Annotated in this window: 6 protein-coding genes; all 6 read left to right on the forward strand. The window is 61.7% G+C overall.

The annotated features are described in order from the left end of the window. Positions 1 to 14 precede the first annotated feature (14 nt). Positions 15 to 4049, forward strand: a complete 4035-nt coding sequence (locus AC0GUR_RS09360) for a hypothetical protein (RefSeq protein ID WP_472877190.1) — start codon at positions 15 to 17, stop codon at positions 4047 to 4049. After that, entirely contained in the window at positions 4046 to 4849 is an 804-nt protein-coding gene (locus AC0GUR_RS09365; RefSeq protein WP_472877191.1) for a hypothetical protein, read from the forward strand. The genes AC0GUR_RS09360 and AC0GUR_RS09365 overlap by 4 nt, the downstream gene beginning before the upstream one ends. Beyond that, entirely contained in the window at positions 4846 to 7398 is a 2553-nt protein-coding gene (locus tag AC0GUR_RS09370) for a hypothetical protein (protein ID WP_472877192.1), read from the forward strand. Before AC0GUR_RS09365 ends, AC0GUR_RS09370 begins: the two co-directional genes overlap by 4 nt. Then, positions 7395 to 9248 (forward strand): contractile injection system tape measure protein, encoded by a 1854-nt coding sequence (locus AC0GUR_RS09375; protein ID WP_472877193.1) that lies wholly within the window; start codon positions 7395 to 7397, stop codon positions 9246 to 9248. The genes AC0GUR_RS09370 and AC0GUR_RS09375 overlap by 4 nt, the downstream gene beginning before the upstream one ends. Further along, the gene (locus tag AC0GUR_RS09380; RefSeq protein WP_472877194.1) at positions 9232 to 10593 is read left to right on the forward strand and encodes an ATP-binding protein; all 1362 of its coding nucleotides are present in this window, start codon (positions 9232 to 9234) and stop codon (positions 10591 to 10593) included. Before AC0GUR_RS09375 ends, AC0GUR_RS09380 begins: the two co-directional genes overlap by 17 nt. 116 nt (positions 10594 to 10709) lie before the next feature. Beyond that, entirely contained in the window at positions 10710 to 13007 is a 2298-nt protein-coding gene (locus tag AC0GUR_RS09385) for a hypothetical protein (protein ID WP_472877195.1), read from the forward strand. Positions 13008 to 13141 lie beyond the last annotated feature (134 nt).

Here is a 13141-nt window from a genome sequence, read left to right on the forward strand (position 1 = left end):
CGGCTTTCGTCCCCATGAATGCTGGCACCCAACAGGATCAACGCCTCGCCGACGCGCTCCGCCCTGGCTATATCGTGCCGGAGGAGTTCACGTTGGCCGAGCGAGTTCGCCTGACGCTCGGCTACGCCGCACAATTGCGGTTCGCAAGCGATGACGGCTCGAACGCCGGCTGCTGGGATGAAGCACTGCTGCGTGACGAAAGCGTGCTGCTGTCGGATATCGCCTCGTTTCCGCTGGCCAGCGCCCAGGAAGGATTCGCTGAAGCCTGGCCATGGGCGGATGAGCGGCACTTATGGTGGCGCGTTCGCCAATTGCTGTTTCGCTTCAATGGTTGGTGCCAATGGCTGGCCAGGCATGACACGCCGATGGCAGTGCAGGTGTTGCAGGCGATGATGGCCGCGATTGGAAGCAGCCTGCGCGATTTGCTGCGCGATGCGGTGAACTGCTTTGGGCTGGACCCTGCCGAAGCAAGGCAACTGGACCCGGCGTGGCGTCTAAGCTCCCAGACAGGGGTGGTGGCGATGGCGCCGACCGACCCTGCACAACGCAAGCAATTGCTGCGGCGACTATGGGGTTCCCTTGGCGTTACCATCGCGCGCCTTCGGCCTCTGGCGCTTTCGCAATTGCCATCAAGCCTTGCCAGCGGCAAGCATGAGCCGGCGATGGGGTTGCTGCTGACGGCACTGCAGCTGTATCAGGACTCGCGCGCGGTAGTGAATCGGTTCCCCGAGCGTCTCACTGATTTCTATTATCTCGAGTTGCTGCGCATGCAGCCGCGCAAGCCGAGGCACGAGCAGGTGTATCTGCGCTTCGAGCGCGATCCGCGCTTTGCCGCGCCGGTGCAGGTCGCGCGTGGTGCGCGTTTTATGGGTGGCAAGGACAGCAATGGCCAGGCGATAGAGTTTGCCGCCGAGCATGCGTTGGAAGTAACCGACAACCAGGTCGAGGCCCTCTACAGCCTGCGACTGGAGCGTGACGCGCTGATCTCCCCCGAGCGGCAGTTCGGCTACGCCACGCGCGTGCTGTCGCAGGAGATCCCCTTGATGCAGCCCGATGCGGCCTACGCGGAGGACCCTGAATGGTGGCCCTTGCTCGGCGGGCAAGCGAAGGGTTCGGCCTCTGATGCGGAGAACGCAACGCTGGGTTTTGCCATTGCCTCGCCGATGCTTGCATTGAAGGAGGGCGATCGCCGGGTGCGCCTGTTGTTGCGCCTGTCGCATCCAGCCAACGATGACGACCAGTTGGCCAAGTTGTTGCGACTCTCAGGCAAAGGTCGCAATGCGGTCTGGCTTGGGGATGTGTTCAAGCAGCTCGACCTTGCCGAGGCGCGGCATCATCCGATTCGTGGTGGGCAGGGGAGCTTACCCAGCGCGGAACAGCTTGCTGTGTCAGTCTGGGCGCGAGCGCCACGCGAGGAAGGCGATGTTCGCCTGTGTTATCTGATTGCGCATTGCCTGGCTGCCGATGACGGCGATTCGTTCCGCCAGAGCCTGGGTCGCTTGTTCGCCGTATGGCTGATTGCCAGCAACGAATTATTGCATCCCCTCGATGTTACTGCGTTGCGCAAACATGCCGCCGGCTTTCCAGGTTGCAAGAGGGACAAAGGGGTTGAAATCGACGATCCGTTGATTCTGATTTATCCGCACGAGCACGACGATGGTCACGACGCCGACCACGGCCTGCCGGATCGTGGGTTGATTTTCGAGCGCGTTTTCCGTGACGCATGGTTGGCTGAGTTCAGCGTAACGGGTGGTTGGCTGTCGCTGAGTGACGTGGCTGCGCGGCGGCGCGATAGCGAGGGATTTGGCTGGGGTGGCTGCATCGAATTGTCGATGCACCTGGGCCTGGAGCGCCCGCCGATAGTGCCGTGCAAACCCGCCATCCACGGGCAGGCATGGCCAGCACAGCCGATGCTGCGGCTGACTCTTCAGAATCGCACGCGGTTGTATGCCTACAGCCTGCTGCAGCAGGTGATCCTGCACGACGTGGTGCTCTCTGTGAACGTCACCGGGGTGCGCGATATCGTGCTGTACAACCAGTTGGGTCGGCTCGATGCAGGCAAGCCGTTCCAGCCGTTTGGCCCGCTTCCGGCGCGTGGCGCCTATTGCCTGTTCGGTAATGACGAGTTGGCCGGCAAGTCTCTGCGTGCGCTCCGCCTCAATCTGCGTTGGGGCCAGGTACCGGATGATGAGGGTGGATTTGCCGCGCACTACCACGGCTATCCCGGCGAGTGGTCGACCGAGGGTTTCCAGGTGAGGCCGGAGGTCTTGCGCGACGGTCAGTGGCGAGGCGGGACTGGCGACAATCTGAAGTTGTTCCGCGGCGAACGTCATGTGTGCGACACCATGAGCCTGGTGCTGCCGGAGACGGATCTCGCGCTCTACCATCGCCCGCAACCGCGGGGGCAGGAGCCGTTGGCCTATGGCACCGGCACACGCAACAGCTTTTTCAGGCTGGAGCTGTCTGCACCCAATGCCGCGTTTGGCCACGCGCTGTATCCGCGCCTGCTGTCCGAGGCGCTGACCATCAATGCACGCCTGAAGCGCGCCAAGCTGGCCATGCCGTTGCCGCAGGAGCCTTACACGCCGACTGTCGAGCAAGTCTCGATCGATTACATCGCCAGTCAACGGATATCGCTCAAGCAAATCGCGGAAGAGTCATGGTCCGGCCAGTTGTTCCACTTATATCCGTTTGGCTATGGCACACCGCGCGCTCGGCCCGGCATGGATGGCGTGCCGTTACTGCCGCGCTATTTTTTTGACGGCAACTTGTACGTGGGCTTGTCGGGCTCGGAGCCAGTTGGCGCATTGAGCCTGTACTTCCATTTGCGCTCCGAGAGTGCGGCAGAATGCTGGCAAGCAGCACTACCCAGGCCCCGATGGGCAGCGTGGTGCGAGAAAGGGTGGCGTACGCTCGAAACCGATCGTGTGTTGTCGGATGCCACCCTGGGTCTTCTGCGCAACGGCGTGGTGGTGCTCGATTTGCCGGAAGGCATGACGCGCAACTGTACCGAGATGCCGGGTGGCCTGTTTTGGCTGCGCCTCAGTGCGAATGGTGTGCTTGAACGGTTGGCGGGGTTGTACGGCGTCTACACGCAGGCAATCACAGCCCGGCGCGTCAATCCACGCAGCCCGGGCGAGGCGAGCACGCCGCTGCCACCCGCCACCATCCGCACGCCGCTCCACGCTATCGGTGGCCTGCGTTCTATTCGGCAGATGGGTCCGTCGTTCGGTTTGAGTCAGCCCGAGGCGGGCGACATGTTGCGCGTGCGTAGTGCTGAGCGATTGCGCCATAAGGATCGCGCCAGCACACCATGGGACTACGAGCGTTTACTACTGGATGCATTCCCCGCACTGGCCAAGGTGAAGTGCTTTGTGAATGGCGAAGCGGGCGGCGCGGAGGTCGCCGGCGAGCCTGGAGGTGTGCTGGTTGTCGTGGTGCCGGCGCCGCGCCAAGGCGTGTTGTTCCATAGCACCGAGGCGCCGCGCTTCGACGCGGCCGTGCTCGAGCAAATGACCGCTCATCTGCGTGACCGTAGCGTGCCGGGTCTGCATATTGTGGTGCGCAATGCGGTCTACGAGCGGATTCAGGTGCGTTGCGCGCTGCGCCTGACGCGCGGGGTTCATCCTGGGGCGGCGATGATTCGCATCAATCAGGCGATTGTCGAATTTCTGTCGCCGTGGCATGCGAACGGTTGCCGCGCGATCTTCAACTGGGACGTGCGCGCGGAGGCTATTGAGGCGCGGCTTCGCGAACTCGAGGACGTCGATGTGGTTTGCGCCCTGTCGCTGCTGCACATCGTGCGCACCGACAATAACACCTACCAACTGCTGGACACTGCCCGCACCAGCGACGGTACGCCTGTGCGACAGGTATGTCCGGTGCAGCCATGGAGCCTGGCGCTGCCAACTGCGCGGCATCTGATCGAGGTGATTGGCGCGCCGCCGACCCATGGCGCAGAAGCGACGGGTGTGGGCAAGCTTGAAATTGGCGGCACTTTTATCGTGCGCAGCGTGCCGGAAGACGAGCCTGCGCAGGGCGCGCCATGACCATTCGCAACCGGGAGTCGCTGCGAGATTATTTCAGTGACGGTGCTCTACCGACGCAGGAGCATTTTGCCGACCTGATCGACTCGATGCTCAACATGAGCGACGAGGGTTTCCGCAAGACGGTCGAGCGCGGGTTCGAAATATATGCGGCATCGGGTTACGAGGCACTGCTGAGTTTCTTCCGCGATCATGACTCGCAGTCCCCGTTATGGTCGGTGCTGTTTGGTGGCGCGCAAGGGCAATTACTGTTTCGAGTCAATCGCGAGTCTAAGGATGGTCAGGCTGACACGTCGCCGCCCTTGTTGTGCCTGGACCCGGAAGGGCGCATCGGCATCCGTAATGCCAATCCTGACGCGGAACTCGATGTCGACGGGGCGTTGCGCAGCAAAGGCCGTCGTGGCAGTTACACGCCGGCTACGGCGGTGCCCTTGCCGGCCGATGGTGAGTGGCATGACCTCACCGATGATCTGGATGGTTGCCAGGCGTTTGAGGTGACGGCCGGCGCCGGTCATCAAGGCAAAGGGCGCTTTGCGCTGATGCATGCGGTCGCACTCAATACCTACAACCCCACGCTGGGTGTCCTCAATCTTCTCAATCGCAAGCGTGGCATTCGCAGCACCAGTGCGTTCTACGCACGTCGCTGCGATCGCCTGCAATTACGTTGGCTCGGCAGTAGCGGCCGCAACGCGACGTATCGGCTGCAGATCCGTACTGGCTGTGACTATGGCCGCGGCATAAGCATCACCGCGCATGTCACCCAGCTGTGGTTCGACCCGCACATGGATAAGGGGCAGAAATGAACGCCCGGGTCGAGAGCGGCATGGTTGAGCCCATGATGATTCCTTCCGCGGCATTCACGCCCATCGATCCTCCCGTGCCTGCGCAGATCGAGCGGCATCGCGGCGACGATCCGTTCGCCTACGAGGCGCTGCGCGCAAGGGCGTTGACGTGGCTTCAGGCACTCAGTGGCGAGACGTGGACTGACTACAACCACCACGACCCCGGCGTTACGCTGCTTGATGCGTTGTGCTTCGCGCTCACTGAGGACTTGTTCGGTGCGCAGCAACCGTTGCTGGATTTGCTTACGTCGCCGGACAATCGCGTTCACTACCGTCGCCTCGGCCTGCACGCCGCTGAGGAGATCCTGCCAAGCCGCGCTTGCACCGGCATGGACTACATGCGCTGGCTGCTTGACCGGGTGCCGGGCGCACTGCAGGCGCACGCACAAATGCCTGCCGGCAATGGCTTGTGGCATATGAGTATGGAGGTGACCACCGCTCAGGCGGAGGGGGCCACCGCCGCTGCCGCGCGTGCCTACTGGGCACAGCGCAATCTCGGTGAGGATCTGGATGCTTTGCCGGTGGTGCTGAAGCCACGTTGGTGCATGTTGCAGATCGACGTGAACATCGATGGCACGCGGGCGCCGGAGGACATCCTGGCGGAACTGGTGGCGAAGTGCGCCGACCATATTGATGCGGCGCCGCGCCATCTTTCGCTCATGCAGCGTATGCAGGCACGACATGACGATCCGTCGCTGGCTGATCTTTTGAACGGCCCGTCCATGCGCCAAGGGTGGATTGATACCGCCAGCCTCGAGCGTGATCTGGACAGTCGCGTGTACTTTGGCGACCTCGCGCGCATTGCGCTGACCGTAGAGGGTGTGGCCGAAGTCAGGGGAATCAGCCTCAAGGCGGATGGTATGGATAGTTCCGGCGGTGCGCTGCCCCGCCGTGGCGACGGCTGGGTATTGCGCCTGCGTTGGCCAGATCAACATGACGCCATGCAGGACTGGCAGGTCAAGCGACGTAATAACCCCATCGCGGTGGTCGAGCACACCTTGTTGCATCGTCTGGACGACCTGCGACGCAACACCGGTGGGCGCGCTGCCGCAGACAGTCCGCCTGACGTAGCGGGTTCCCCGCTGGAGCGCCCGCAGGGTCACTACCTACCGCCGGATGCGTACGTATCGCTGTTCCGTCATTTGCCGCGTATCTATCGCGAGCGCTTCGACCTGATGGTCAATGCCGTGGATGCAGCGGACACCTCGCAGTTCCGCGCCCTTTTGGCATTGCTCGAGCAGTGGCTGGCCCATGGCAACGCACAGACTCACTACTTGCGCGCGCTCTATACCGTTGGCCCCAAGCCGCGCTCAAGTTACGCCTGGGAAGTATTGGGCGACGAGCAGATGCCGGGCCTCGAAGCACTCTATGCGATCGATGGCGAGCGCGTTCGAGACACCGTGTTTGCTCCGGCCGATGCCGTGCTCGATCGGCGCGGGCGCGTGCTCGATCATTTGCTGGCTCTCTACGGTGAGGGTTGTTGGCAGGGCAGCATCCGGCCATTTGGTTGGTATTTTGGCGCGGAGGCGTGGTCAGTCCATCTGTTCGAGCAGAAGCGGACCATGCTTCGGCGCATTGCCTCGCTGACGCGCGATCGCTACGGCGCGATCGACTATAGCCGGCGTTCCCTGGGGCGGCGTGGCAACACCTCGGCCCTGCAGCAGCGCGTGAGCTTGCTGCTGGCTTTCAAGTACTGCCACAGCCGTTTGCTGATGACTGCGTTGCGAGAGGCGCATGTCGGGTTGGCTGACGAAGGCGTCATTCCGGATACCACGAGTGAGTTGCCCTCCGAGACAACGCCGCCCGCATTGTGGAGCCCGCGCCGTCGCCGGGTAGTCGACAGTATGGGGCCTGACCTGGCGAGTGCGGCGCAGGCGCTGGCGTTGCATTTTTCGGGGCTTGATCTGCGTTCCATGCCACCAGCGCTGCTGCGAAGTGCGGCGCAGGCGGACCGCTATCGGCATATCGATACGGACTCGATATGGCTGGGCAGTGATGACAAGCAGGCGTGTTGGCGGCTGAGGTTGCGCTTCCGGCGTGGTTCGTCGGAAGCGGCAGCTATTTGCCTGCATGAATTTGCATGCCGATTGCAGCTCGAGTGCGAGGGTATGCACGTGGTCGAGCATGTCTTGTTGCGACCGTTGACGAGCAGCGATCCGGACATACCCGACGATTTCTATCATTACCGGTTGACTGCCGTTTTCCCCGCGTGGACAGCACGCGGGCGCGATGCATCGTTCCGTCGTGTAGCCAAAGAGACCTTGGCGCTCAACGCGCCTGCACATCTTCGCCTGCAAACCTTGTGGCTGGATGCCAAGGCCATGCTGCGCTTTGAGCACAGCTATGCGGCATGGCTGAAAGCCAAGCAAGCTCATTGCGCCGCGATGCTTGCACCCAGTGGTGGGCAAGAGGAGGCGGCGCGCAGATTGGAAGACTGGACCCGCATGCTTCGCTGGTTGCTGTGGCGACACCTTGAGGCCGGCGGCAATGGCCCGGAGGGCGGCGCATGAGTCGTCATGTAATCGAAACGCTGCAATGGACTTGCCAAAGCACCGATCGACAGCCCGTGCTGGCTCAGCAGAGCATGAGCGATTTTTTGCACGGCCCCGGTGCGCAAATACTGGAGACTGTGTTCGACAGGCTATCGGCGCGTGGCGAAGTGTGGCGCATCGATCAGCTGGAGATTGACCTCGGTGATGTACCACCCGATACCGACGCCGACGGTTGGGCGGTGCGGCTGGAACTCGCCTTGGATACCGCGCTTCGGCGCTTGCGACCGAATGGTGTGATTGCGCCAGCCACCTATCAGATCACGCAGACTACCAGCCGTGTAGAAGACCGCGATCTCGATCATTTTCTGTATTACCTCGAGCATGGGAGACTGCACTGGTCCATGTCGCCACTCACTGGCAGCGGCATGGCCGACTGGCTGGCTCGTTTGACGAAGCAAACCGGGCCGCGTCTGTGGCCGGCGCTCCTGCGTTTGCCACACGCCGATCGCACTCTGCGTCGGCTAAGTCACATCACGCCGCACCACGGCTTGCACGCCTTGCTGGCGTTGCGGCATGGCGATCTCGCGCACGCGCTGGAGCTTCTGGACGACACGGTGCTGGAGCCATTGCGCGCGCAAGGGCGATTAAGTGCTTACCAACTTGGCCAGGTGCGACAGGCCTGGCGTGTCGCGGGTCTGCAGGCGTTGTGGGGGCAGGGTGGCAGTGCCTTGGGCGTGGCGCGGGTACAGAGGTTGCTTACCGCGTTGGGCAGTAGCTTGCTGACGCAGCTTGGCGCCAATGAAACATCGCGATTGGGTGCCTGGCTAGATCTCGCATCTTCGGCGTGGGCGTCCAGCGGACTGCAGCGAAGTCTTCTACTTGGTGTGCAGTCGCGATTGTTTGGCAAGGCATCTGAAGCACAACGCCAACGTCTCTATCCATTGCATGCATCCGCTGATGGCACGGGTGCGTCCAATGGTGGCGGCGACCATATGCTTCTCTCTGCGACCTGGCACGAATCGCTTCGTCAGTTCGCGCTCGTGCATCAGTCGGATTCGATGGTGCGAGCGGCGGGGTTGGGCTTGTCAGATCTGCAGATCTATTTGGTCGACTACAGCCTCGCCTACCTCAGCGAGACCGATCGAGTGCCACAGGATCACGTTGCTTGGCAGCAGGTGTGGAATAGTGCCTTGCTCGCATTGGCGGATGAATCCCCGGGGCACGCCACGCAGCATCTTCGCGAGTCCGCCTTGTCACCGTCCGGAAGCGCATCGGCCGCGCAGGGCGAGCGGCCGAAGGTCCGTCATAGCCGCAACGGTGACGGCACGGTGTCGCCTGCCGACGATCATCCGGATAACGAGGCGATTTACGTCGCCAATGCCGGGCTTGTGTTGCTCGCCAACTACACGCCGCGGCTGTTCGACATGCTCGGTCTGCTTCAAGGGGATGCCTTTGTCGACGAAGCTGCGCGTGACCGAGCTGTGCATTGCCTGGTCTATCTGGGCGATGGGCATACCGATACTGAGGAGCACGAATGGGTGCTCAACAAGCTGTTGTGCGGCGTACCGATGGACGAGCTCGTGCCGCCTGCCAAGCCGCTGGATGACATCACGCCGATGCTCGACAGCCTTCTGCAGGGTGTGATTGCGCATTGGCGTGCGCTGGGTGGTACGTCGCCTGATGGGTTGCGCCAGACCTTTTTGCGCCGCATTGGCCGACTGGTCGAGCACGAAGCGCTCGAGGGCGAGCACTGGCGCTTAAAGGTGCAGCCCGGCCCGTTCGATCTGCTGCTGGACCGGCTGCCGTGGAGTTACGGGACGATCAAGTTGCCGTGGATGAAAGGGGCCATTCATGTCGACTGGCGTTGATGATCGCTACGCATTGCACGCCACAGCCCTGAGCCAGGAGCTCGACTGGCTGGGCGCCGTGCTCAATCTGCGACTGGAACAACATTTCCAGCAACACCCGGAGGGCTTCGGCGCCGCGCCGCCGCCGCCGTTGTTGCCAGCAGAAAGCGCATTGGCTGAGCTTGTAGAAGAACTCGGCCTCAAGCCGATCGAGCGCGCCGTGCTGGCGTTGGCATTGGCTCCTCATTTACGCCCCGGCGCCCTTGATCTGTTATTCGTGCGTAATCAGAATCTGGATCGTGGCTTCACCGAATTTGGTGGCTGGAAAGCGCAGCGTCACGGCGGTTTTCTGCCTACCGGCGAGACCGCCGCATTTCTCGTTGCCGGAGAGCATCTTGCCGGACGTATTGCGCTTCTGGATCTGTTCGATGCCCAGCATCCATTCATTGCGCGCGACATTCTTCGCCTCGATTGCGAAGCGGCCGGCAATGAGCCTCAGCTCAGTGGTGCGCTGAGCGTAGGTGCCGAAATGCTGCAACGCCTGCAGACGGGTGTGTGGCACAAGCCCGACTACAACATCCAGTTCCCGGCCAAGCGCATCACTACCGACCTGGACTGGTCGGATCTGGTGCTTACGCCCGATGTCATGGATGAAATCATGGTGATTCAGACCTGGATGCGGCAGGGCGCCGAGCTCATGCACGACTGGGGACTGGCTCGCGCGGTCAAGCCCGGCTATCGAAGCCTGTTCTACGGCCCGCCCGGCACCGGCAAAACGCTCACGGCGACCCTGCTGGGTCAAAGCGTTGGTGTGGATGTCTATCGCATCGACCTGTCGATGGTGGTGTCCAAATACATCGGTGAAACCGAGAAAAATCTGGCGCGCGTGTTCGACCAGGCGCAAAACCGGCGCTGGGTATTGTTTTTCGATGAAGCCGATGCGTTGTTCGGAAAGCGCGCCGCCGTGCAGAACAGCAACGACCGGCATGCCAACCAGGAAATCGCCTATCTGCTTCAACGTGTCGAGGATTTCCCGGGCGTCGTGATCCTGGCCAGCAACCTTCGCGGCAATATCGACGAGGCGTTTGCGCGCCGGTTTCAGTCGATGGTGTATTTCCCGATGCCGGATGCTGAGCAGCGCCTGCGACTTTGGCGTGGCCTGCTGCCACAAGCAGAGCGCGTAGCACCCGGCGTCGACCTGGAGACCATCGCCGAGCGGCATGTTTTATCGGGTGGTGCGATCGTGAACGTGCTGCGCTTTGCGGTGCTGCAGGCGGCACGCAGCGGTGCGACGCAAATTGGTGCCGCGCATTTGCGTATCGCATTGGCCAAGGAGTTGAGCAAGGAAGGGAGGACGGTGGGATGAGGCCGCTCGTGCATCTTCTCGCTTCCTTGCGACATGCCGTCAGGCGCGGCGGGTGGGTGGCGCTGATTCTTTTGGGGTTCGTGCCTTGGACGGCAAAGGCGGCGTCGTGTGCCGACATGCAATTTCTTCAACTCGGTAATGGCGTCGTAAATTTGCCTAACGGCACCGTCGGCCAGCCGTACCAGTACACCTTGCGCGCCACCGGGGGCGAGCCGCCCTATACCTACCGTGCCGGCAGCTTGCCCCCGGGGTTTTCGGTCAGTGCTGCCGGTGAACTGTCGGGTGAGCCGAGTCCATTGCCGTTGATCACTGTGTTCGTGGCAGGTGTGCGCGATCAACACGACTGCACTGCGCAGCAAACGTACAGGGTGTCGATCGTTGCACCTTGGCAGCCGGCGCCAGTGCCTTCGCCTAAACCCGCGCCAAAGCCGAAACCGCCACAACCACCGACACCGGCGCCAAAGGCAATAGAGCCGCCCGCGCCAAAGTCGCTGACCACGCTGCCGCTGTCCGACACCTTGGCGGCACCGTTTCCGTCCGAATCGGCCATGGATGTTTACATGCTCACCGAGGACATTTTCACTGACAAAGATGTACTGATCGAGCTCAAACAGATGACGGTCGATGCCACGCCCGTAGATGTCAGCACAGACGCTGCGGCCGGCAAGAACGACCCTGGTAAAGACGATGCATCGAAAGACGATTCGACGTCGCAGAGTCCCCCCGTGAACGATGTGGATCAGCCCGTGGATGAAGCGACCGAGGCCGATGTCAACGCGCAATTCCAGCGCCTGCTGAAGCCGCTGCTTGGGGTGGAATATCCAGGGGAGGAGTTGTTCAAAGCTGCACTCGATACCCGGCTCTGCCGTTTCTCAGCGGACCTGATCATCGCCACGGCGAACAAGAACAAGTTGGCTCCGCCTTCGGACGAGGAAAGTGCTTGTCCGCCGAAATGGGACGAGCTTCCGGGGAAGGCCGTCAACTCGCCACCCAATCCGCTGCCATGGAAAGAGCTGCCTCAATGGCTGATGAGTCGAGCGATGCGCGATGTTCTGATCCAGAAGGCCAAGCAATCACACTCGCTGCTCCCATGGCCGGCACCACAATGGAGCGGCAAGGGTTGCGGTTGTGTACGGCCGCTCACCGGCGAGATCTACGGCTTCTACCCCTACTGGCACAACGGGAAAAAACCAGTGCCTTTGGACTTCAGTCTGGTCTCGCGCATCAATGTGTTCGCACTATGGTTTAAGGATAACGGCGACCTGGTTGAGCCGAAGTGGAAGGAACAGCAGAGCACGGACTTCATCCGCGAAGCACATACGCATCGCGCTGCATTGGATTACACGCTCTATCACAATGATTGGCGATTCTTGAAAAGTGCCAACGACGAAGAGATCACGGCCATGGCGCAGCGGCTGGCCGTGCAGGCTGCGAGGTTCATTGACACACCGCTCGATGATCTGGCGTCACGTAGTCATGCCTGGGTGCCGGGGTTTGCCGACGTTGAGCGTTATGGCAACGGGTTGACGTTATATCTGGACAAAATACCGGCGGATGATGATCTTCGCCGCGAATTCAAGCGCTATCTCGACCGCCAGATCCGGGAGCTAATCGCCGAACTGCGCCGACGCGATCGCCATTACGTGCTCAATATCGTGGTGCGAGACGAAGATCTGACGGCGCCGGGCGGCATCTGGCAAGTCGACCAGATGACCGATTATCTGCGACTTGCCGAGTCGGTCGATCCGCGCGGTGGCACCATCGCCAGCGAGAACGCTCGCGCGCGCAGCAGCACCAACCTGACCCTACGTTACCTCGTGCTGCTAAAACAACCCACTGAGCACAGCATGCGCGAAGTGTTGACGATGATTGATCGGGACAAGAAGATCGACGAGGAAGAATGTCGGATACTGCTTCACCGGTTGATCCCTGTCCTTTCCACGGGCGCCTCCTCTGAGCCGGAGCTCTACGAAGATCTGGCGTATGCCTCCGATAACTTTGGCGGCGCCGGCTTCTGGGCTGCACCGAGTCTGGATACGCCTGCTGGGCGTATGACCGCCGGGCGCATTCGCGGCAGCTTTCTGCAACGCATTCCACGAGCAGAGCAATTGAATGCGTGGATTTGCGAATACCGCTGGCCGCTGCGCATGGCCGCCGAAGCACTGCTGCTGGTATGGCTGGTCGCCTTTGTGATCTACCAGTCCAGCTGCCGATTCCGGCAGGTGGGTCTGGCGTATCCGCTGGGTCTGCTGCTGGGCGCCATCGCGTTTCTGATTCTTGGTGCGCTATTGCTGGCTGGCGATCCCAGGCTCAGGCAGCTCCGACAAGGCAACGCCTTGCTAGGGCTGATACTGGTGGTGCTGATAGCCATCATTGGTTACCACATGCTCAAACCACGCGTGGAGAAGCCATGAAAATGCATGAGATGACACAGGGCAAAAGTGGCGAGCCGGCCGCGGGGCGGAACGAAGGTGCCGGGCTGATGCAGCGAAGGGTCGCCGATACGCCAAGGCAGGCGGGAGAGGCAGCTCACATCACACAGCTGAAG

The sequence above is a fragment of the Dyella sp. PARNA 12/25 genome (genome assembly GCF_055702865.1).

Bases quoted from the DNA above. Each gene is read 5' to 3' on its own strand.
- AC0GUR_RS09365 (WP_472877191.1), top strand. From the start codon at position 4,046: ATGACCATTCGCAACCGGGAGTCGCTGCGAGATTATTTCAGTGACGGT.
- AC0GUR_RS09360 (WP_472877190.1), top strand. From the start codon at position 15: ATGAATGCTGGCACCCAACAGGATCAACGCCTCGCCGACGCGCTCCGC.
- AC0GUR_RS09375 (WP_472877193.1), top strand. From the start codon at position 7,395: ATGAGTCGTCATGTAATCGAAACGCTGCAATGGACTTGCCAAAGCACC.
- AC0GUR_RS09385 (WP_472877195.1), top strand. From the start codon at position 10,710: ATGCAATTTCTTCAACTCGGTAATGGCGTCGTAAATTTGCCTAACGGC.
- AC0GUR_RS09380 (WP_472877194.1), top strand. From the start codon at position 9,232: ATGTCGACTGGCGTTGATGATCGCTACGCATTGCACGCCACAGCCCTG.
- AC0GUR_RS09370 (WP_472877192.1), top strand. From the start codon at position 4,846: ATGAACGCCCGGGTCGAGAGCGGCATGGTTGAGCCCATGATGATTCCT.